Below are 25,439 nucleotides of genomic sequence, written 5' to 3' on the forward strand. Positions count from 1 at the left end.
ACGGCCAATCGGCCTGATGAATAACCTGAACTATAAAGTGGCTTATTGAAGCCGTGCGGCTTTTTAGGCTTATCAGGTGCGGAACTCATCGTGGCGCGGGTATCCATACCCATAGAGACGCCGGATAGATTTAAGCAAGCCAACCATACATCAAAATTAGTGTTGCAAAAACGGGGGAAGACCATAGATGTTTAGATGGGGAGTAATAAATCATGTATTTACTCACTATTTGGATTGTCATGAGAAGGAGATATTGATGCTGGTAACAGAAATCCAGCGATAGAATCAGCTATCTGATTCAGTAAAGGAGGCTGCATTATTGAATGGTGTGTCCCTCCAATGTGATGGAGCGTGAGAGAGTCATCAATAATAACATTCCGCCAGCCGAGGTATTTGTCGTCATTAAGGGATTGCTCTGCCAGATAAAGGTGGATTGGTAGCGGTGATACGGTGGGGACATAATTTTTCCCAATCTGCATTAGCGTCTCAATGGTATAGATACGCAGGAGTAGATCTTCGCGAGTGATATTTGTAGGAAGCCATTGATGTTTAAAACAATGGTCAAAGACCTGATCTACACTATCAAAACAGCGGAGTTCCTCTAATTCTTGTTTATTAATTACCTTTCTGGAAGCTTGCAAGTGATTAATAATGATATCAATGTGTTGTTGTGTTTTATCTACCGGATCATGAAGAGGGATTTTTTGCTTATCAGGATTTCGTGAATCGATCATGCCTATAAATGCTATCTCCTCATTACAGTGAGTTAATTGCTGAGCTATTTCGTAAGCGATAACACCTCCCATTGACCATCCTGCGAGGTGATAAGGGCCGTGCGGTTGAACACGACGAATAGCTTGAATATGGCAGCCTGCGAGTTCTTCAATGGATGTTGGAGGATTGGGCAATGTGTGAATCCCGAGTGCTTGTAAGGCATAAACAGGCAGTTCAGGGGGAAGTAAAGTGGCTATAGGTGAATAAACTAAAGGATCACCGGAAGGTTCATGTACGAAGAAAATAGGCGACAAACTTCCTGTTGGACTTAATGGCACAGGGTTCGCATCGAAAATGGAAAAAGAGGGGAGAGTTTGTTTATGAGAAGTATTTTCTTCTACAGCTAAAGCCAGTTCACTCAGTGTCGGATGAGCAAATAGCGTTGTCAACGAAACTTCCATATTTTGCTTACGCATATGGTTTAGTAATTGTACTGCTATCAATGAATGACCACCCAGCTCAAAGAAATGATCATCGCGGCCAACGTGCTCAAGTCCAAGCAAATTCTGCCAAATCTGAGCCAGAACAGCCTCTGTTTTATTGATTGGTGCTGTATAACTGTGTATCACGGTAGCAGACGGATCTGGGATTGGGAGAGCTTGACGGTTAAGTTTTCCATTAGGGGTTATAGGGAAGGTTTCAAGCGTTATAAAAGCACTGGGTAGCATGTATTCGGGAAGATGCTGAGCGAGTTGCTTACGCAGTTCTGAGGGCACGAGTTCAACCCCATTACGGGCTCGCAGGTAAGCAATCAAACGCGTTTGATCGCCCTTGTTTTTATCTTTGTGGAATATAACCACTGAGTCACGCACTCCGTGACATTGTATCAGCTGCGCTTCGATTTCGCTAAGCTCAACCCGATATCCACGCAGTTTAACCTGAAAGTCATGGCGACCAAGATATTCGATATTGCCATCGGGCAGCCAGCATCCGAGATCACCGGTTTTATACATGCGAGCTTCCGGGATTGAAGAAAACGGGTCAACAAGAAAACGTTCCGCGGTAAATTCTGGGTTATTTAAATAACCACAGGCAACTCCAGCACCAGCAATATAGATTTCTCCTGCCACACCTAAGGGCACTGGTTGTTGACTTTCATCAAGAATGTAGCTTTGAGTATTGGCGATGGGGCGTCCAATCACCGAAACTTGAGGTATGCCTGATGCACAATATTCATACCAAGTGGCATCACCATTAACTTCGGACGAACCATAGAAATTTAATAGCCGAATCCAAGGATAGTCTTTTACTATTTGTCGCGCCAATTCGGGGGCAAGGCGTTCTCCACTGCAAATTAATGTCCTGATTGATTTAAGAAAATCATCATTATCGCCGTGATTTTCATCACTATCCTCTATCAAGAGTTTTAGTAATGAAGGTATGATCACTAAATAATTAACGTCAAAGTGTTGCAATCTTTTACTAAAACGGATCGGGTCTTTCACGTCATTGTTATCAAAAACCACAAGCTGACCACCGGCCAGCAACACCCCCAGCGTTTCAGTCACTGAATCAACGAAACTGATACTTGTTTTCAATGCGGTTATCAATGGTGGTGTGGCGATATTGTGAGTAAACCACAACAATCGGTTACACAAATTCCGGTGACAGCTAATCACACCTTTGGGGCGACCCGTTGAACCTGAGGTGTAAATAATATACGCCGGATGATTTGCTGTAAGACCGGGAACCACGGGATTGTGATAAGGCTGCATTTCTATGATGGGATCTTTGGTGTCTAATACTATGACGGAAACGGAATGCTTAGATATGTAACGTGTAGACGGCGTAATCGTATCAAGCAATGCCTTTTGAGTCAGTAATACCATTGGTTGTGAGTCTTCAAACATGTATTCCAGCCGTTTGGTTGGATAGGCCGGGTCAAAGGGTATATAAGTACCGCCGGCTTTGAGAATACCAAGCAACCCGACTACCATTTCTAAGCTGCGTTCAACACACATTGCGACCCGGTCGCCAGGATGTATACCCAGTGCAATTAAATGATGAGCCAGGTGATTAGCTCGGCGATTCAAGTCACCATAGCTGAGTGATTTTTTTTCGTTGAGTACAGCGATATTGGTAGGATGAAGTGCAGCCTCAGTTTCAAATAGTTGATGGATCAGAATGTCTTGCGGAAAATGAGTTTGTGTGGTGTTGAAATCAATTAACAACTGTTGGCGTTCTTTGGTAGAAAGTATTGGTAAACAGGGTATGGGTTGGGTTTCGTCAGTGACTATGGCATTCAGCACATTGCTAAAATAGCCCACCATACGTTGGGCTGTCGAATGGTCGAACAGATCGGTGTCATATTCCAGACATCCACGGAGACCATCATCTGTTTCACTGAGTGACAGCGTCAAGTCATAATAGGTGCTTTGGTGTGATTGCTCAACCAGCGATACAGATAAATCGGGTAACGTCAGAGAGTGGGATGGCGTATTATTCAGCGCCAGCATGACCTGAAAAATCGGGCTGTGACTCAGGCTACGAGCTGGTTGCAGTACATCAACTATTTGTTCAAAAGGTAAGTCTTGGTGGGCATAAGCCGCCAGAGTTTGTTCCCGGACATGGGCAAGTAGTTCTGTTACGGTAAATAGTTCTGTCACGGTAAATAGTTCTGTCACCGTGTTGCAAGACGCAAGTTTGATACGTATCGGTAGAACATTCACAAAAAGTCCGAGTAATCCCTCGAATTCACTGTGCTGTCGGTTGGCAATGGGGGTACCGATAATAATATCCTTCTGACCACTGAGACGGGAGAGCACGCTACTCCAGATTGCAAGCAGCGTCATAAACAAGGTGGTGCCCTGGCGTTGCCCAAGCGTCTTAAGGGAGGTGACTAACTCAGTGCTAAAATGGATGGGAACATGAGATCCTATATAACGTTGTTCTTGTGGACGAGGTCTATCAGTAGGAAGCGTGAGTAACTCAGGTGCCCCCTGAAGTTGTAATAACCAGAAATCCCGGAGCTCAGATAAGATATCCCCCTGTAGTTTTTTCCGCTGCCAGACGGCGTAATCAGCGTATTGAATGGGTAGAGGGGGCAGGGAAGCATTCTGTCCTTCAAGAGCCGCACGGTAAAGTAGGTCTAGTTCATGGATGAATATTCCTATTGACCAGCCATCGGAGAGAATATGGTGTTGAGTGAGGATAAATACATTTTCTTCATCCGTTAATTGTAGCAACTGTCCCCGAATTTGTGGTTCATTGGCGAAATCAAAGGGGGTTATTGTTTCTGTTTCCAACCGTTCAGCGAGATGAGTTAGGCGGGAAGCCTTATCCCATTCACGGAGATCGAGGTAAGACAAAGCAAAGCCGCTATCTGCATCGTCAATAAGCTGGCAAGGTTGTTCATCCGTCAGAACAAAGCGGGTGCGCAGGATTTCGTGCCGGGCAACTAAACGATTAAGGGCGATAGAAAATGCCTGATGATTGAGTGAACCGTTCAGATGTATAACCATTGGGATCTGGTAGGCCAGATTGGCAGCAGGGTTAAGTGTAGCAAGGAACCACAAGCGTTGTTGGGCAAAAGAGAGTGGTAACGGTTGACTGCGGTCGATAATAGGAATGATGGATTGGGTAACAACGGAAGAATCATTTATTACGGCCGCTAAATCGGCCAGAATAGGGTGGACGAAGAGTTGTTGTAATGGCAATTCCCTGCTTAATTTTTGACGGATACGCACCGTAAGCTGAACTGCAAGTAAGGAATGCCCCCCGAGTTCAAAAAAGTGATCATAACGACCTACCTTTTTTACTCCCAATAATGTCTGCCAAATTTCAGCCAATGCTATTTCTGTGTCATTGATGGGGGGAATATAACGACGGGCTACGATCTCAGCTTGATTCGGCGCGGGCAATGCCTGTCGATCGAGTTTACCGTTAGGTGTCAGCGGAAAAGATTGAAGTGTGACAAAGGCACTGGGGATCATATATTCAGCAAGATGCTGAACAAGCTGTTGCCGCAGCTTTGCTGGCTCAAGTTTGACATTTTGTTCAGCGAGTAAATAGGCAACCAGATTTTTCTGGTTTACTTCATTTTGGCAGACAATCACGACAGCATCGCGTACACCTTCACATGCCACCAGCCTGGCTTCAATCTCACCAGGTTCAATCCGGAAACCGCGTAGTTTGACCTGAAAATCATTGCGGCCAAGGTATCTGATATTTCCATCCGGTAGCCAGCATCCCAAATCGCCTGTTTTGTACATTCTTGCTTCTGGTTCATTAGAGAATGGATCGGGCAGGAAGCGCTCTGCGGTGAGTTCAGGGTTGTTCAGGTAGCCGCGGGCAACACCGACTCCGCCGATGAAGATTTCCCCTGTGACACCGATTGGAACAGGTTGGTGGGAAAATGGCTGGTGGAGAGTATTCAGGATATAAATCTGGGTATTGATGATGGGGCGTCCAATTGGCGGGGAATCGCTCTCCTGGCTGTCGCATAAATAACGAGTGGCACAAATCGTGGCTTCTGTTGGGCCATAGTCATGAAACATACGTCGTTTTTGTGCCCAGCGTCTGACCAGACTCACTGGACAAGTCTCACCGCCTACAACCAACGTGTGTAGTGTATCGGGAAGATAATCCATTGCAGCCAGAACCTTTGTTGGCAAAAGAGCATGGGTAATTACATTGATTTCTAAATAATGGGAGAGTGTCTTACCGGGTAACAGACTGATTCGTTTGGCAAGATAGAGACAGGCTCCGCTCAGCAGTGCAATGCAGTATTCCGAAATACTGACATCGAAACTGTTCGAGGTAAACTGCAATACACGGCTCTCTGACGTCAGTGCCATCATATTCATATGGTTGATCAGCAGATTGTACAAACTGCGGTGTTCGACCATGACCCCTTTCGGTTGACCCGTTGATCCTGAGGTATAAATGACATAGGCCAAATGATGTGAGGTCAAACCGAGCGTATTGGTTTCAGGATTACTATCGGGTAATTGATTCAACTCCACGGTATCCAGCAAGATGATAGGGACATGGCAATCCAGAGTCTTGGTCAGGGTGCTGTGCGTCAAGAGAACTGCGGGCGCTGCATCGTTAAGCATATAGGCCAGTCGTTTGGGGGGATAAGCCGGATCGAGCGGTACATAAGCACCACCTGCTTTGAAAATAGCTAATAATCCCACAACCATCTCCACACCGCGTTCAATACAAATCGCCACCCGATCGTCAGGATGTATTCCCAGCATAATGAGATGGTGTGCCAGACGATTGGCGCGTTTATTCAATTCATCATAGTTCAATGTTTGGTTTTCAAAAATCACAGCAATGGCATCTGGTGTGCGCTTTACCTGTGCTTCAAACAGTTGATGAATCAAAATATCTTTCGGTAAATCAGCTTGAGTATTGTTGAAATCCACGAGTAATTGCTGACGTTCTATGGCGGATAGGACTGACAGATGAGCAAGAGATTGGGTTTCATCGGTAGCGATGGCCGAAAGTATATTAGTGAGATAACCCCCTATTCGCTCAACGGTGGCATGATCGAACAAATCTGAAGCGTATTCCAGGCGACCATGCAGACCATCCTCAGTTTCAGTGAGTGATAATGTGAGATCAAAGTGAGTATGGTGGGGGACATATTCAATGCGTGAGACAGACAAACCCGGCAATTCAAAATGCTGAGATGGGGTGTTATTCAACGTGAGCATAACCTGAAAAAGCGGGCTGTAGCTCAGGCTGCGAATGGGTTGCAAGGCGTCTACCAACTGTTCAAAAGGCATATCTTGATGGGCATAAGCGGCGAGTGCCCTTTCACGGATCTGGGCAAGCAGTTCTGCCACTGTATTGCCGTGTTTTAGGTGGACACGCAAAGGCAGGATGTTAACGAAAAAGCCAATCAATTCTTCTAGCTCACTGTGTTGGCGATTGGCTACGGGAGTCCCTATAACAATATCATCCTGACCACTCAGATGCGAAAGCACGATACTCCAGCCTGCCAGTAACATCATAAATAATGTCATGTTCTGGCGTTGTCCGAGCGCTTTAAGGCTGGCGGTCAAATCAGTATCTAAATGAATAGCGATGTGATTACCGATGTAGTGTTGCATTTGTGGACGTGGTTTATCGGTAGGGAGTGTTAATAGCGCCGGGGCATCTTTCAACTGTGCCAGCCAAAAATCGCGCTGTACTGCTAAGATATCTCCCTGCAACCATCTGCGTTGCCAGACGGCATAATCAACATATTGAATGGGAAGAGGAGGAAGGGGATTTTCTTGCTCCACAAGTGCTGCCTGATAGAAAGCCACCAAATCCCGGATGAGTATCCCCATTGACCAACCATCGGAAATCATGTGGTGTTGAGTAAGGATAAATAGATATTCTTCATCTTCCAGTTGTAGTAGCTGACCTCGAATCAGTGACTGATGGGTAAAATCGAACGGAGTTTGTGCTTCTAATTCAAGTTGATTGTCAACGTAAGCTGTATGGGAGGATTCATCTAATTGACGGAGATCTAAATAAGATAAAGCAAAGCCGTTGTTTGCTGCATCAATGTGTTGACAAGGTTGTTCATTGACGAGAACAAAGCGGGTACGCAAGATCTCATGTCGGGTAATTAAATGATTAAGGGCTGTATTGAATGCCTGACGATTAAGGTGTCCGCTGAGATGTAACGCGGTCGGGATATGGTAGGCCAAATTCGCAGTCGGATCGAGTTGGGCGAGAAACCACAAGCGTTGTTGAGAAAAAGAGAGTGGCAGTGGTTGACAACGATCGGCGATAGGAATGCGGAATTGGGCGGTTTTTGAAGCCTCAGTAAGCTGAATGGCTAAATCAGCAAGGAGCGGGTGAGCAAACAATTGCTGTAAGGGGAGTTCCCGCAACAGAGTCTGTCGGATCCGTGCTGCCAGTTGAACCGCAAGTAAGGAATGTCCACCGAGCTCAAAGAAATGGTCAAACCGGCCGACCTTTTCTATCCCTAGTAACGTTTGCCAGATTTCAGCCAGGGCAATTTCCATATCATTAACAGGTGCCTCATAGCCGTGTGTCACGATCGCTGTTTGGTCTGGTGTTGGAAGGGCTTGTCGATCGAGTTTGCCGTTGGAGGTTAGCGGGAAAGTATTGAGTGTGACAAATGCACTGGGCAACATATATTCGGCGAGGGATCGTGCGAGTTGTTGACGCAGTTCTGAAGGTATTATTTTAGTATTGGGTTCGGCGAGCAGATAAGCGACCAGCCGCTTTTCCCCTGGCTTGTCTTCCCGGACAATCACAACAGCTTCACGGACATGGCAACATTGGGTGAGATGTTCTTCAATTTCGCCCGGTTCAATTCGGAAACCGCGTAGCTTAATTTGGAAATCACGGCGACCAATATACTTAATATTGCCATCAGGTAGCCAGTAAGCAAGGTCACCAGTCTTGTACATGCGCGCATCCGGATCAAAGGAAAACGGATTGGGAAGGAAAGATTCAGCAGTCAGTTCAGGTCGGTTCAGATACCCTCGGGCAACACCGGCACCGGCAATATAGATCTCACCTGTGACACCAAGTGGTACGGGTTGGCGGTTAATATCAAGGATATAAATCTGGGTATTGGCGATAGGGCGACCAATCGGAATGGAATCAGTGAAATTAATCTGTGATGTAATGGTATAGGTTGTTGCGAATGTTGTTGTTTCAGTCGGGCCATATCCGTTGATCAGATGTACCGGCTGAGTTTCCGCTAACTGTATTTGTCTGATCTTTTGTGGATTAAGGACATCACCACCGATGATCAGGTAACGTAATTGTTCAAACATAGGCGTAAGCATATTGAGGTATTCATTGAATAACCCAGCGGTTAGCCATAATGCAGTGACTTGCCCTTTTATCAGTGAATCACGGAAATGCAGTGGTTCGAGTAATAATGAAGGTGAAACGATATGCAAGCGTCCGCCATTGAGCAGGGCAGACCAGATTTCCCACGTTGATGCGTCGAAGGCAATGTTCGCACAGTGTGCAACACAGTCATCTGAACCGATATCGGCGAAATTATTATTGATGATCAGGCGAAGAACATTGCGATGTTCTACCATGACCCCTTTGGGTAAACCCGTCGAGCCAGAAGTATAGATGACATAGGCCAGATTCCGTGATGTCAGGCCGGGGGCGAGGCTGGGGGGATTATGGTCCGGTAAGTCAGGATCAGTGGATGCTTTGATATCCAATATGATGGCAGGCAGTTGGCCGTCTATTTTATCAATGAATGCCCCTTGGGTAAGCAATACGACTGGTGAAGCATCATTGAGTATATCAGTCAACCTATCTGCCGGATAAGCCGGATCAAGGGGGACATAGGCACCACCCGCTTTTAGGATACCCAATAATCCCACAACCAGTTCCAGACTACGTTCAGAACATATCGCTACTCTATCATCAGGACATACACCGAGCTTTCTCAAGTGATGGGCCAAGCGATTGGCATGGCGGTTTAGTTCGTCATAACTCAATGATCCTTCTTCAAAGGATACAGCAATGGCGTTTGGTGTTCTTTGTACTTGTTCTTCAAAGAGTTGGTGAATTAAGCCATTTTGTGGAAAGTCGGTTTGCGTTAGGTTGAAATCAACGAGTAATTGCTGGCGTTCAGAAACAGGCAGTGTGAACAAATGTGAAATATCCTGCGTTTCATCAGCAGTCGTCATCGCGGTCAGAACATGGATGAGATAGCCCGCTATACGTTCAACTGTCGCTGAATCAAACAAATCTGAAGCATACTCTAGATAGCCATGCAGATTGTGTTCGGTTTCAGTCAGCGACAATGTCAGATCAAAATGGGTACTGTTGTGTGCTTGCTCAATGAATGAGACGGATAAACCGGATAATTCCAGGGAAAACGGCGGGGTATTGTTCAAAACCAGCATAACCTGAAAAATTGGACTGTGGCTTAGGCTGCGAACCGGTTGCAGGACATCCACCAACTGCTCAAAAGGCAGGTCTTGATGGGTATAGGCCGCTAAAGCCTGTTCACGAACATAAGCAAGGAGCTCGGCCAACGTATTGCAGTTTTCTGGTTTTATACGCAGCGGCAGGGTATTGACGAAAAAGCCAATCAAGCCCTCCAATTCATGCCGCTGACGGTTAGCGACAGGGGTACCGATAACAATATCATTCTGGCCACTCAGGCGGCTTAGCACGATGCTCCAACCTGCAAGCAACGTCATAAACAATGTTATATTGTGACGTAGCCCCAGTGCCTTGAGAGCATTCAATATACTCGCATCAAAGTGAATAGGCACCTTATCTCCGACATAACTTTGCACTGATGGCCTGGGTCGATCTGTGGGTAGAGTCAGTAATTCAGACGCACCTTGAAGCTGTGTTTGCCAGAAATCACGTTGTGTCGCTAAAACATCCCCCTGAAATCTTTTCCTTTGCCAGATAGCATAGTCAGCGTACTGAATGGATAAGGGAGAAAGGGGATTTGCCCGCTTCTCGACAGCCGCATGGTAAAGCACGCTTAATTCGCGAAGAAAGATTTCTACTGACCAACCATCGGAGATGATGTGGTGTTGTATAAGGAGCAATACATGTTCCTCTTCTTCCAGTTGTAACAATTGCCCCCGGATTAGGGGGCCTTGAGAAAAATCAAAGGGAATATGCGTTTCATGTTTGAGCTGTTCAGCGACACGACTCATTTTGTTTTTTTCATTCGATAATGAACGCAAATCAATATAAGTCAGTGTAAAACCCGTATCAGGGGGATCGATATGCTGATAGGGTTGTCCCTCAATCACAGTGAAGCGGGTTCGCAGGCTCTCTTGTCGGGCAACGAGATGATTCAGTGCGATAGTGAGTGCAGGGCAATCCAGCTTTCCATTAAGACGCAGAGCAGCCGATTGATGGTAAGCTTGACTGGCTGCCGGATCGAATTGAGCAAGGAGCCACAGGCGTTGCTGTGCAAAGGATAGCAACACAGGATATTGCCTGCTGGCTGGTTTGATTGAAGAATATTGTTGGGTAGCAGAGCGCGCTTTCAACTGCGCCTTTATTTTTTTCTCTAGGGCGAGACGTTTCAGCTGATTGCAATTCATATTTATTTTAGTCATTGATCCGTCCCTCTGCTTATCATTTCCGCAATTTCTTCCGGCGACAGTGAATCGAGCATATTGTTTAACGAATCAAGGTCGTTTTCCCCTATTTCATTAATTTGAGCTAAGAAAACCACATTGGCTTGTTTCGATAAAGTCGGGGTAAGGAATAATGTCGTCATAGGAATGTTGACGAAAAATTCAGCTTGAATGCGTGCGATCAATTGCATGATCATCAGCGAGTGCCCACCCAGCACAAAGAAATTATCATGACGACCGACTTGTTCTAATCTCAGAAGCTCCTGCCAGATTTGAGCCAGTGTTATTTCGATATCACCTATAGGTGCTTCATCGCTGTGTATGACGGCAGCAGACTGATTTGGAGCAGGGAATGCCTGTCTATCGAGTTTACCGTTTGCCGTCAGCGGAAAAGATTCTAGCGTGACAAAAGCACTGGGCAGCATATAGTCAGCTAGATACCGGCTGAGTTGCTGACGCAGTTCGGCAGGTATCAATTCAACTCCCGCCTGAGGCAGCAAGTAGGCAACCAGACGTTTCTGTGCTGCTGTGCTTTCAAAAGAAAGATCATCATGCGCCAGAACAACAGCTTCACGTACACCATGGCATTGTTCCAGTCTTGCCTCAATTTCGCCCAACTCAATACGGAAACCACGGATCTTGACTTGAAAGTCATTGCGGCCGAGATATTCGATATTGCCATCCGGCAGCCAGCGACCCAAATCGCCGGTTTTGTACATGCGGGTATTTGAATCCGGGGAGAACGGGTCGGCGAGGAAACGTTCTGCGGTCAGTTCAGGACGATTCAGATAGCCACGCGCAACACCGGCTCCGGTAATATAAAGTTCACCGGCAACGCCGAAAGGAACAGGCTGACCAAGGGCATCAAGAATATAAATCCGCAGATCAGAGAGCGGCTGACCAATCAGACTGCCGCGCCCTGAGTGGATATCGGATTCCGTTAGTTCACGATAGGTGGCATGTACGGTAATTTCGGTGATACCGTACATATTCACCAGACGAGTCTGATGAGTCGGATTGCGTGCAACCCACGGCGCAAGTGTATGTAGTTCTAATGCCTCACCGCCAAAAATGATGCAACGCAGAGAATGCGAAAGGTAAGAGGAAAGAGCATCCTGAGCGGCAATCAACTGGCGGAAAGCGCTGGGAGTCTGGTTCAGTATCGTCACCTGTTCACGGCACAGTAACGAATAGAACATTTGCGGTGAGCGGGCACAATCTGCCGTAATCACAATCAGCCGACCACCGTAAGCCAACGCTCCCCACAATTCCCATACTGAGAAATCGAAGGCAAACGAGTGGAACAGTGTCCAGACATCCTGATTATTAAATAGATCGTTATTAAACTGGAAACGTGCCTGAGTTGCGGCGAACAGGCGAATAATATTGGCGTGTTCGACCATTACCCCTTTCGGCTGGCCGGTCGATCCCGAGGTATAAATCACATAGGCTAAATGGTTTGGTGTCAGGCCAAGTATCCGGGCATCCGGATTTTTGGTTGGCATAGTTGCAATCGCAGGATTTGGATTGTCGAGGTTGACGGTGGGCAAGGTGCTGCTCAGTGGATCAATTAGCATAGTTTGGGTAAGCAGTGCGATGGGAGCAGCATCTTCCAACATATACATTAGTCGTTCTGTCGGATAAGTCGGATCGAGTGGTACATAAGCGCCACCTGCTTTGAGAATAGCGAGCAAGCCAATGATCATTTCCAGACTGCGTTCAACACAAATTGCTACTCGAGCTTCTGGATGCACACCCAATGCAATCAGATAATGAGCAAGTTGGTTAGCCTGGCGATTCAACTCATTATAACTGAGTGAGAGATCTTCAAAGACGACGGCAGTAGCATCGGGTGTACGCTGAGCCTGCTCTTCAACTAATTGATGAATTAGCGTGTCTTGTGGATATGTTCTTAGGGTAGAGTTAAAGCCCATCAGCACCTGCTGGCGATCAGCCGCCGATAAAATGGGAATGTCGGCGATAAGTCGTTGGGGAGCGGTTTCCAACGCTTCAGTCAGATTTTTTAAAGCGGTGATCATATAGGTGATTAGCCGGGTTGGATCGATATCAGGCACAGTCAAAACATGTAACCGGAATTCATCGGTCAAGTCATCTATGGATAAAGTTATAGGGTAGTTGGTTCTCTCCGGTATCGTCATCAAGCGGATACCTTCCCATGTCGCGAGAGTGACATTGATTTTGCTATGTCGATAGTTGAGTAGTGAGCTGAAAAGGGGTAGCGGGGGAGTAATGCCGCTACATCGTTGAGCCAGGGAAAGAGGAGCCTGTTCATGTTTCAGCAGCATAGTGAGATGGTGGAACGTCTCTCTTAAGACTTCTTGTATACTGTTGCCTGCAAGTTGAATTCTAATGGGTAATGTATTGATAAATAAACCAATACCCCGCTCAGTATTTGTATTTCCCTGCATATGTCCCAGCAAGACTGTTCCGAAGACGACATCATCACTTCCGCTTGTTTTTGCCAGTACTTGTGCCCATGCGACATGGAACAAGACACTGGGGCTGACACCTTGGCGATTGGCGATTGCACGGATAGACCTGTTCAGTTCCGTATCCAGCGATTGTGTGATGGCTGTGACCAATTTGTCCCCGCTGTGAACATCCAGTATGCCAAAAGGCGCTGTCGGCGTATCCACATCGGCGAGTCTTTCACGGAAATAGGTTTCATGTACTGATGTTGGCAGGCACAAGGACTGGACGACAAAGTTACGGTAAGGCAAAGGAGTAGGTAAGTTCGCAGTACTGCATTTGTTCAGTAGTTTATGGATTTCAGTAATGATAACGCCCACGGTGATATTATCGTTGATGAGATGATGGAACGACAGAGAGAGCAACCATTCATCTTGATGAGGTTCATGTACGATATCGGCGGCGAAAAGTGGGGCTTTATTTATATCAAGGCACCGTTGCTGAGGATCGGTATATGCCAACAATTGGGACTGGATATCCTGTTTGCTCTTGCTGTTTGGCACAAAGGTGTTGATGTGAAGGCGTGCTTTCCGCCAGACAATTTGTACGGGCTGAGTCAATTTTTGCCAGTAGAACGAAGTGCGTAGAATATCGTGCCGGTCGATAACCTGTTGCAGAGCGACCAGAAAGGCATCAAGACGTTCACGGGTATCAAAAGTGAGTAAGTTACGTAACAGATAAATATCACCCTGTTGTTGCAGAATATGATGGAACAGAATGCCTTCCTGTAGTGGCGCAAGAGGGTAAATATCCTGAATATTAGCGGTACCACCAGTGACTGTATTGGCGATAGTATCAATTTCATGCTGGGACAGAGAGACCAGCGGTAACATATCTGGCGTGATAGTCGTGCAATTGTCAGTGATGAGATTGGGGGGAATATTGAAAACAGCCGGGTTGTCTTGTTCTGCCTGTATGGCTTCTGCCATGTCTGTCAGTATTGGCGTGGAGAATACGGTATGGATGTCAAGATCCCAGCCTTGGCTGCGTAGCTGCTCGATAAGGCTGACGATGATAAGTGAATGACCACCCAGTTCAAAAAAATGGTCATAACGGCCAACCCGCTCCAATCCTAACAATTTTTGCCAAATCTGAACCAGTGTGATTTCCAGATCCCCCTCTGGCGCAACATAGTCTCGCGACACGATTGCAGCTTGATCGGGTTCGGGCAGGGCAGCGCGATTGAGTTTGCCATTGGGTGTCAGGGGAAAATCATCAAGGATGACAAAAGCGCTGGGCAGCATATATTCAGTGAGTTGTTGTGCCAGTTGCCGCCGCAGTTCTGTAGGTTCAGGGGTCTTATTTTCTTCGGCCAGCAGATACGCGACCAAGCGTTTCTGGTGTTTGTCATCTTCTTTGCGAGCCAGCACTACGGCTTCGCGCACGCCTTGGCATTGTCGCAGTTTTGCTTCGATTTCTCCGAGTTCAATCCGAAAACCGCGCAGCTTGACTTGAAAATCATTCCGTCCCAGATATTCAATCGTACCATCAGGCAACCAACGCCCTAAATCACCGGTTTTATATAAGCGTTCCCCGGAGAGGGCAGAGAATGGATTCAAGCGGAAACGTTCCTTTGTCAGATCGGGGCGATTCAGGTAACCACGGGCGATACCTGCCCCTCCAATGTAAAGTTCACCTGGGCTTCCCATCGGCACTGATTCTCCATAGGGATCGAGAACATAGACTTGAGTATTGGCAATGGGATGACCAATCGGTAAGTTATCAATAAAGCGGCTTGGGTGTTGGGTATCAAAGATAGTACAGCCCACGGTCGTTTCGGTTGGGCCGTATTCGTTAATGATACGGGAGTCAGGCGATAGTTCGCGCCAGAGTGACACGGTATCTTTGGGCAATATTTCGCCGGCCACAACAAAACAATGAGCCGGGCATTTTTGTCCCATTTCTTTTAGTTTCTGACCGATGACTGAAAAGTAACTGGGCGTAATTTTAACCAAAGCGCCTGACGTCATCGAAAGTAATGTGGGAAGCAGTTCAGACAACTCTTCTCCATCCCGGAGTAGCTGAAGTTTTCCACCACACAGTAAGGGTAGGTAAAGACTGGTCACTGTGGCATCAAAGGCTAACGGTGATGAAACAATGCCATCCTGTTGTTTGTCAGTAAGACCATATTCTAATGCCCAAAGCAGATAGTTGCAGACATTACCATGTTCTGCCATCACGCCTTTGGGTTGACCTGTTGAACCTGAGGTATAGATAATATAAGCCAGATGATGTGAATTTAGATTCGGTATCTGAATATCCGGAACGGGTTCTGGCGGTAAGTCAGGATACGTGACATCATCAAGCATCAAGGTCGGGACAATACAGTTCAGTTTTTCCTTCAAGTAAGCTTGGGTCAGTAAAACTTTTGGCTTGGCATCGTTGAATATATTGGCCAATCGTTCAGCCGGATAGGTTGGATCGAGCGGTACATAGGCTCCACCTGCCTTAAGAATACCCAATATCCCCACCATCATTTCCATGCTACGTTCAATACACAGCACCACACGATCATCAGGCTGTATTCCCAACGTTATCAAATGGTGAGCTAAACAATTGGCGCGTTGGTTCAACTCGTGATAACTCATTGACTGATTTTGAAAGACGACGGCGATGGCATCTGGTGTTCGTTGCACTTGTGCTTCGAACAGTCGATGAATTAACGCTTCCTGTGGAAAGTAGGTCTGTGTAGCGTTGAAATCTACCAGTAACTGCTGGCGTTCGTTGGCAGGTAAAATGGGTAAGCTTAAAACAGGGCGTTGAGGTTGAGTTGCCAGCGCTTCAACTAAGCCTGTTAAGGCGGTAGTGATATAAGCCAGCAGGCGTGTCGGATCAATGCCTGATACCGTCATGGCGATTAATCGGAATTTGTCACTTAAATCATCGACAGATAAAGTCAGCGGATAGTTGCTCCTTGCGTCTACTGTCAGTTGACGTATCCCTTCCCAGCCTGCGAAGGGAGCTTCCGATTGACTATGGCGATAATTGAGTAAGGTGTTGAAGAGCGGCAGGGGGGGTATGATGCCGCTACAATGTTGTGCCAGCGTCAGCGGTGCCTGTTCGTGTTCCAGCAATTGCATCAGGCTGAGATAAGTCGCTTGAATGGCAGCCTGTACGTTGTTACCTGCCAGCCGAAGTCGTATGGGGAGTGTATTAATAAAAAGCCCCATGGTTTGTTCGATACCGGCTCTGCCCTGCATACGTCCCAACAAGACGGTGCCGAAAACGACATCATCACGTCCGCTGATTTTTGCCAACACAAGCCCCAATGCAACATGAAATAAGATACTGGGACTGACTCCCTGACGGCGGGCTTGCAGGTGAATTTCCCTTGTCAATGGGGTATCAATGGACTGTGTGGCTTCTATTATCTGTTGAGTTCCACTGTGGACATCCAGCATACCGAAGGGCACGGTTGGCTCATCCACGTCAGCGAGCATTTCACGGAAAAAGATTTCATGTGCTGAAGCCGGTATTTGCAGAGACTGAGCAACAAAATTTCGGTAAGGCAAGATAGGGAGGTGTTTTTTTTCATCCCGTTGATGCCGGATATAGCTGCTTTCCGTTTGGCCATGCAGTTGTTCACTGATTTCCGCGATGATAAGTTCCAGTGTCATATGGTCGCAGACTAAATGATGGAAGCACAACGCCAGCAGCCATTCCTCCTGATGGGGGTCATAGGTTATATCAGCGGAGAAGAGGGGAGCCTGGCTTAAATTCAGACGACGTTGGTTTGGATCGGTATGTGCCAATAATTGAGACGGGATATCTTGTTCTTCATTTGGTACAAACGTACTGATTGCCAGAGAGGCATGACGCCAAACACTTTGTACTGGCTGTGCTAATTCCTTCCAGTATATTGCAGTACGCAGAATGTCATGGCGGTCAATCAATTGCTGTAAGGCGGTGAGAAAGGCATTAAGACGTTTACGATTGTCGAAAGCAAGTATACTGCGTAACAGATAGGTATCGCCTTGAGATTGCAGGCGATGGTGGAACAAAATACCTTCTTGCAGTGGTGCGAGCGGATAGATGTCCTGAATATTGGCTGCGCCACCGGGGATTTGTGCAGCTATGGCTTCAATTTCATGTTGAGACAGGGAAACTAAAGTCAACATATCAGGGGTAATGGCAGTACAACAATCAGGGATGAGATTGGGTGGTACAATAACATCTCCCGAATTTTCTTGGGCCGAATATCTCTGCATCGCTTGTGCCATCTCATTCAGCACAGGGGTACTGAGTACAGTATGGATATCCAGTCGCCAATTCAGACTATCCAGCTGTTTTATCAGGTCGACCGCTATTAATGAATGCCCACCGAGTTCGAAAAAATTATCATGACGACTCATGTTGTCCACACTCAGTAACCCTTTCCAAATTTGTGCCAGCGTTATTTCGGCATCCCCCACGGGTATTTCATAACTGCGTGTGACGATTGCTGTTTGATCGGGTTCCGGTAGCGCCTGACGGTCAAGTTTGCCATTGGGCGTTAAAGGGAAAGTGTCGAGTACCACAAAGGCACGGGGTAACATATAGTCAGCAAGGTGTTGCGCGAGCTGCTGATGTAATTCCCCCGGCACGAGTTCAATTCCCGCTTGCGGTAATAGATAGGCGACCAGACGGGGTTGACTTTTTTCATTTTTACGGAGTAATACCACAGCTTCTCGCACGCCATGACATTGCACCAATCTTGCCTCGATCTCTTCCAGTTCAACACGAAAGCCACGTATTTTGACCTGAAAATCATTGCGGCCGAGATATTCAATCTTACCATCGGGCAACCAGCGTCCTAGATCACCCGTTTTGTACATTCGTGCATCAGAATGGGGAGAAAACGGATCTGTCAGGAAGCGTCCGGCGGTGAGTTCGGGATGATTCAGATAGCCCCGGGCTACACCAACACCACCGATATAAATCTCACCAATGACACCTATTGGAACGGGTTGACCACAAGCATCAAGAAGATAAATTCGGGTATTAGCAATAGGATAGCCAATTGGTGGAGCCGTCTCTGTCTGATAACGACATTGATAGAGCGTGGCGCAGACTGTGATTTCTGTTGGCCCATAGGCATTGATTAGCTGCCGCCCCTGTGACCAGCGTTTAACTAGAGTGGATGGACAAGCTTCTCCACCTACAATCAAGGTTTGCAGGGTATCAGGCAAGGTATCCATTGCAGCCAAGACGGTGGGTGACAAGAGGGCATGCGTAATAGCATTATCCGCTAAGAATCGGGAGAGAGCAGCGCCGGGAAGCAGATGATCGTGTGTGGCTAAATAGAGGCGAGCTCCGGCTAAAAGCGCCATACAACATTCCCAGATGCAAGCATCGAAACTGTACGAAGCAAATTGTAAAACCCGGCTATTAGGGGACAGGGTAAGCGCGTTTTGTTGTGTGACAAGCAAATTGCACAAGCTGCGATGTTCGATCATCACTCCCTTGGGCTGCCCCGTGGAGCCCGAAGTATAAATGATATAAGCCAGATGGCGTGAGGTCAGACCGAGAGCTTTCACTTCGGGATTTTTGGATGATAGAGTAGAAAAGGATGCCGGATTGTCGAGGTTAACTGTGGGTATAGTCGTGGTCAGAGGGTCAGTTAGCGTCGTCTGGGTAAGGAAAACGGTAGGCTCCGCATCTTCCAGCATATACCTCAGTCGTTCTGTTGGATAAGTGGGGTCGAGTGGGACATAAACGCCTCCCGCTTTAAGGATACCCAAGAAACCAATCACTATATTCAAACTACGTGTAACACAAATCGCCACGCGATCACCCGGCTTAACCCCCAGAGCGATTAAATGATGGGCAAGCTGATTGGCTCGGCAGTTCAGAATCTCATAACTCAGAGATTGGCCTCCAAAACATACCGCAATCGCGTCCGGTGTCTGTCTCACCTGCGCTTCAACTAGTTGATGGATCAGAGCATCCTGTGGGAAATGGGCTTGTGTTGCATTGAAATCCATCAATATCTTATGACGCTCTGCTCCCGGCAAAATGGGCAAATCGGCGATTGGTGCATCCATATTGTTAAGCGCTGCATCCAGTAAGACAGCAAGACGAGATTGGAGAGCACTGACTTCTTCGAAGCTAAAGTAATCGGTAGAAAAGCCAAGCTCAATTGTGATAGGAGAATCGTTATTTTCGGGAGAGGAGGTATCAGTGTATTGCTTGATTCTGACCGAAAAGGGATAAGGTGTGCAACTGTATAAATCCAACAGTTTGGTTCTGGTTGTTTCCCCTTCAAGATGCAAATTGGCGTTAAAGGGTTCAAATGACAATGTTATATCAAATAATTGATTTCGCCCTGTTTTTTGCCGGATATGTGTTTGTCGGTTGAGTTCCGAAATAGGAAAATGTTGGTGTTTATAACAAAGTTTAATTTCAGATGTGGCTTTGTTCATCACATCACGAAAGGTATCTTCTGATGAAATTGTCACACCGATTGGTATTACGGACGCAAACAGGCCTACCGTGTGTTTTTGTTGGATATTTTTACGGTTGTGTACAGGGATCCCGATGACAATTTCATCTATCCCTGTCGTCCGGAAGAAATAGCAGGCCAGCAGGGTATAAATGAAGTGCAACAGGGATAATTTCTGTCCATTAATGGCTTGCTCAATACGTTTAAAAATAACGGGGTCGATTGACCATAAGACTGGTTTGCTTGGTTTGTTAATCACACTCTGGCTGGCACTGATAGGATGCAGCAAAGGCGGAGGTAAGTTTTCATAGCGTTTCAACCAGAACTGCAAATCACATGAGTAACGCTGAGAGTTTATATAAGCTCGATCATCCTTAATAAAATCCAGATAGGAGGGGGCTTTTTGGGGACTCAGGGGGTTCTCTTTTAGCAGATGGTTATAGGCATTAATGACCTCTTCAAGAAGCAGGAACAATCCCATACCATCCATGATCAAATGATGACAACAAAATTGCCAGTATCGGTATGTCTGATTCACACATAATAACTTGGAACGCCATAGTTTTCCGGCCATTTGGAACGGTCGCATGAACTCGGTTGCAATAGTGAGTGTCACATCAATTTTGGTATCTGATTGCGATGAAAAGTCGCGTATTACTATGGATTCTTTAAGAGTATCCGCAATTTTTTGGACAGGTAATGCCTGAATATTGAGAAGTTGTAAGCGTAGTACATCATGGCGATATACAATGGCCTCAAAAGCACGGGTGAACACGTTTTCGTCTAATTCTCCTTCAATGCAGACAAGAAGGCCAACATTGTAGGAGGCATCAGAACGAAAAATCTGATCAAACCATATTGCTTGCTGAGGAGAGCTTAACGGATATGAGTGAATAGAAAGAGACCCGTTGTTATTAATAACTAAAGGAATTTCCGAAGAGTGATTGTAGTTGTGTGACATATCCATTTCCTTCTTTGATTAACTTGAATCTAAGATGAGAGCTGAATTGTTTATTGTTTGAGAAAAAGAGTTTTTGCGCCGAAGGTGCTCTCGATATGATTTGTTATAATCAAAAACAATAAATAATGGAAACTATTTCATGTGTAATATTGCTTATGTTTTATTGTCTGGAAATGGAAGTGATTGTAATGATATGACAAAGTCACCTGTCGAATTCAGGGGAAAATGACGGCAGGGAAAACTCAATACTACTTGAACGGGACTATTGAATGGCTTTTGAAGCGAATACGATCCTGACCAGCACCATTATTACCTCTGATAGTATATGAACCTGGCCCCATTGTGGATACAGTCCTATAGCCACTATTCGTTGCATATTGAGCTTCAACATTAAACGAAGAAGGAGCCTGAGAAATACTATCGAATGAAACGGTATATGCGTAAGACCCTATTGGATATAGATGGATATAGATAGTACAAGTCTTACTGCAAATGGATCGACTGATACCATTTCTGCTGTTTATCGAATTTATTTTTTTATTTCATGAAAACTCCACCATACCCCAAATTTTTCCTCTCTTTTTTCTTTGTGTATAACGGAATGCTTTTGAAGTGTTTTGTAGAATGTCTCCACCGGGCCAAATTCTGCGAATGCCATAAACATTGTCCCTTCATCTGTCAGATAGTTACGATACTGGCTAAAAAGCGTTTCTCCGTAACTTGATATGGTATGTCCTGAAAGGCTTTTTTCTGACCAAGATTCAGGAGAAATTGGCCCATTAGCAAATATGTAATCATATTTACCTTCGACAGACTCAAAGAGATTACTGTTCATAAAATGGATGTCAGTAATCTTATTCAGATAAGCATTATTTTTAGCATGGTATAATATATGGTCATCGATATCTGTTGCTGTTATCAAAGATGCGCCATTAAGGGCAGAATAAATGGCAAGAACACCACTGCCAGTTCCTATATCAAGAACTTTTTTCCCTGTGAAATTATGATGTCTAATATTTTTTATAAGTAACGGTGTAGAATGCGTTTGTAATGGGGATGGAAGGAATACTTGAGGAATAACAGATAACTTAATTCCTGCCAGTGTTATTTTTACAGGGATTCCATTATTTGTTCTTAATCTTTCCTGCTCCAACCACCATTTTATATAATTTTGGCTGTTCTTATTCATGGTGAACTCTTTTTATCAGGATTATTTTCAATTATTAAGAATAGATACAGTCGGGCGCTTTTTATTTCACGTGGTGAGAATAATACTGAAAATTTATTTGCAATCTCTGAACACTGCTGTTTCTGTGGCTAAACCTGTTTTTTGGGATATTGCTGCCACCAAGTCTATCAGTATGCTGTTAATTGCTGCTATTACAGATTTTGTTACGGGAGACTTTTTTGAGGGGTATTTAATGACTATTCCTCAGGCGATTCCGTGTCGATAAGAATCAAATCGAAATCTATTGGTATTCACTTTACGAATGGGAAAATTTTTGATTGCTGCCAATAATGAATCAATTTGGCGAAATCCTTTTTCAGTCACGGGACTATCAAGGCGTCCCTGAATAATGCCATCAATATTCCATTGGGTTTCGGCATGTCGTACAGCAATAATACGCATTAAATTTTCCTGAAAAATAGTCAGAATTTAAGGTGTTTTGAGAAAACCAGAGTGATATCTGGTTTTCTCTTATATGTTATTTCTACTTATTGCTACTTATTGCTACTTATTGCTACTTATTTCAATAGACGTTTAGCGTTTTTCTCCGGCATAAGGCCGGACATATTTTATAATGCAGTCCAGTTTTTCACAGGTTTCCAGCCATTCTCTTTCTGGTTTTGAATCTCTGACCAGACCTGCACCAGCCTGAAGCCAGCAACGTCCTTTATGTTGATAGAGAGAGCGTAATACCAGTGCAGCATCCAGTTTGCCTGCGCTATCCAATAGCATGACACTGCCACTATAAAGTCGGCGGGGTTCACCTTCATAATCAGAAATGGCTTGTAGGACATTTTTTTTCGGTATTCCCGAAGCAGTAACCGCCGGGAATAGGGCAATAAATGCATCCCAACGATTTTTGTCTGTTTGCAGTAATCCTTTTACCCGTGATGCTAAATGTTGTACCGAACCACGCTCACGGATAGCCATAAACTCTGATACGCAAAGCGTGTCTGCCTGACAAATCGATTCTAATTCTTCCAGCGCTAATTTAGCAGAAACGGCGTGTTCAGAAATTTCTTTCGGGTCAGAAAGTAGATCTGCCCGTAGCCGTTGATTCTGTTCCTTGTCTTGTGTCAATGCTCTTGTGCCAGCCAATGGTTGGGTGCTGATCCAACCTGTACCATCTGCTTCAACCACGGTTTCCGGACTGAAACCGTAAGCAGAAAAATCTTCATCCCGTAAGAAGAAAGAACGGGCTGGTGTGTTGGCCTGACGACCTAACCAATAACTGTGTGTTATATCAATATCTGAACCCAGTTCAACTTTACGTGACAGGATCACTTTTTGATAAAGACCTGCGCCAATATCCTTAACTGCATTCGCAACGTTATCCTGATAATTTTTTACGGCGTCTGCGGTGTTGGTTATTGCCATCTCTTTCGCATAGGGGAAAACCGGTGTGCCCGATTGATCAGCTTGTCTGACTTTCTCGCTCAATCTGGCGATTTGATCTTCTTTGAGTGTCCGTACCAGAACCTGACCTTGCGTTATGCGTAATTCATGCAGTGGAACGGTGAGTTTTATCAGCGCTTCATTTTTCTGCGAATTGAGTTGCGAATTGAGTTGTGTTAACGGCAGACCATATGTCATATGGGAAAACTCAAATAATGCCCTGCCATAAGCCCGCCAGTCTTTGATAGGAAGAGCGTTGAGCGTCTGCTCAAGCTTCTGGCTCAATGTATTGATATCGCATGGGTGACGATGGCCTTGTGAATCGGTCAGTTGTCCAGAGGCATCTACACTGATAGTTGCAGCGTTGCCCATTCCCAATGACCATTCACCTTTCATTTCATACAGCGTATAAAGTGGCTCATCACTATCTGCAAGCAAGTGAGTGATTAAATCTAATGGAGTGCTGGTAATAGCGATGGTGTGTTCGTGATATTGCTGCATCGGGCTTCCATGTTCTGCTTGTGCCATTTGGACTAACTGGCGTTTGTCGATTTTTCCTACGGTCGTTAATGGCCAGTACGCCACAAACAACCATTGGTCAGGAATTTTATGGCGCTGAACGCCTTTCTGATGCAAAAATGTTTGCATTTGTGCGGGATCAGGTTGATTGCCATTCTTAGGTACACAAGCGCAAATGCGTTCACCTAATAGTTCATCAGGAACCGCGATGACAACGGCGTCATCAATATCCGGATGTTGCAGCAAGAGGGTTTCAACTTCTTGGGTCGAAATTTTCTCACCACTGCGATTAACCTGCTCTTTGATTCTTCCCTCAACGATCAGATTACCATCAGATGCCATGCGGACCAGATCGCCTGTACGGTAGAATCCATCAGGGGTAAACGCGACAGTATTATGTTGTTCTGCACGATAATATCCCGTAATCGTGTAAGGGCCTCGTGTAATCAATTCGCCGACATCACCGGATGCGACAGGTTGCATATCAGCATCAACAATTTTGATCTCATCTTCCTCTGATAATGGGCGTCCTTGGGTATTGATAATGACTTCATCAGGATCGTCGAGCCGGGTATAGCAGAGCAATCCTTCCGCTGTACCAAATACCTGCTGCAAAGGCCCGAGGCGAGCCATGACCTGTTTTGCCAGTTCCGGCGTGAGTCTGCCACCCCCGACTTGTAAGCAGCGCAGGGATGAAAGGTCGCTTTGTTCCCAGTCGCGCGCTTGCTCCCAGAGTCGTGCCAGTGCGGGCACTAATGCTAAATGTGTCACCTTATGGTGTTCGATCAATGGCATGGCTTCATCACAACTGGCGGTATCACTCAGAAGTACACATCCTCCCTGAGAAAGTGTGCCCAGAATACCGGGGCTGCCTAAGGTGAAGTTATGTGCAACAGGCAGTACCGCTAAGTAAACGCTTTCGGTATTGAGTGAGCACAGACGGGCAGAGAGCACAAAATCATAAGTATAGGCATCATAAGTGCGCGGAATTAATTTCGGTGTACCGGTCGTTCCTCCGGAAAGCAAAAGTACGGCAATATCGCCATAGTCTGGGCCAGAAATATTGAGCGGCTCGTCATCTATGGAGGCCAATGCAGTAAATTCCTCTGCTTCTCCGTCAACGATTATATGCTGCATATCGGGACAAGATGCAGCAACTTCCCGTGCCATTTCCCGATAATCAAAGTCATGGATGCAATCAGGGATGATATACGCCACCGGACGTGCGATCTGGCAAAGTGCATGAACATCATGCGCCCTTTGTGTAGGCATTAAGAGTATTGGATGCGCACCCAGCCTGAACAGGGCAAAGCAGGTGACAACAAAGGAGATGCGGTTAGGCAGTTGCACCATGACGTTATCACCACGGCGTATTCCCCGGTGGAATAATCCGCTTGCCAGTCTTTCTGCAGATTGATGGAGTTCGCGGTAAGTGAGTTGCTGCTCTTGATCGATCAGCGCTGTTTTATCACCCCAGATACCTGACCATCCGGCAAGTTGTTGGTCTAGTGTTTTGCCATTCCAAAGATAATCTGGCGTCATAGTGAGCTTCTTTTCTGGAATAGAGCGTTCTGGGATAGAAAAAGGTGC

The 25,439-nt window shown here is 45.9% G+C and carries 7 protein-coding genes; 1 reads left to right on the forward strand and 6 read right to left on the reverse strand.

Annotated elements, in window-relative coordinates:
• Nucleotides 1-218: 218 nt before the first annotated feature.
• From FE394_RS06820 to FE394_RS06835, 4 genes are all read right to left on the reverse strand, one after another.
• Nucleotides 219-10,814, reverse strand: a complete 10,596-nt coding sequence (locus FE394_RS06820; RefSeq protein WP_319925648.1) for a non-ribosomal peptide synthetase — start codon at nt 10,812-10,814, stop codon at nt 219-221.
• Complete coding sequence (locus tag FE394_RS06825; RefSeq protein WP_319925649.1) at nt 10,811-20,707, reverse strand: non-ribosomal peptide synthetase; 9,897 nt, start codon at nt 20,705-20,707, stop codon at nt 10,811-10,813. Before FE394_RS06825 ends, FE394_RS06820 begins: the two co-directional genes overlap by 4 nt.
• 248 nt (nt 20,708-20,955) lie before the next feature.
• On the reverse strand, nt 20,956-21,240 hold the full coding sequence (locus FE394_RS06830; protein WP_319925684.1) for a colicin Z C-terminal domain-related protein: 285 nt from the start codon (nt 21,238-21,240) through the stop codon (nt 20,956-20,958).
• On the reverse strand, nt 21,237-21,896 hold the full coding sequence (locus FE394_RS06835; RefSeq protein ID WP_319925650.1) for a methyltransferase: 660 nt from the start codon (nt 21,894-21,896) through the stop codon (nt 21,237-21,239). The genes FE394_RS06830 and FE394_RS06835 overlap by 4 nt, the downstream gene beginning before the upstream one ends.
• On the opposite strand from FE394_RS06835, the gene FE394_RS06840 reads away from it, so the two are divergent.
• Complete coding sequence (locus FE394_RS06840; protein WP_319925651.1) at nt 21,895-22,161, forward strand: hypothetical protein; 267 nt, start codon at nt 21,895-21,897, stop codon at nt 22,159-22,161. The genes FE394_RS06835 and FE394_RS06840 overlap by 2 nt on opposite strands.
• On the opposite strand, the gene FE394_RS06845 is transcribed toward FE394_RS06840, so the two are convergent.
• Entirely contained in the window at nt 22,140-22,337 is a 198-nt protein-coding gene (locus FE394_RS06845) for a histidine phosphatase family protein (RefSeq protein ID WP_319925652.1), read from the reverse strand. The two genes, FE394_RS06840 and FE394_RS06845, sit on opposite strands and share 22 nt — an antisense overlap.
• Nucleotides 22,338-22,469: 132 nt before the next feature.
• A complete protein-coding gene (locus FE394_RS06850) occupies nt 22,470-25,391 on the reverse strand; it encodes a salicylate synthase (RefSeq protein WP_319925685.1) in 2,922 nt (973 codons plus the stop codon).
• Nucleotides 25,392-25,439: the final 48 nt, after the last annotated feature.

It is taken from the genome of Xenorhabdus littoralis, assembly GCF_033949345.1.
Lineage (GTDB): Bacteria > Pseudomonadota > Gammaproteobacteria > Enterobacterales > Enterobacteriaceae > Xenorhabdus > Xenorhabdus littoralis.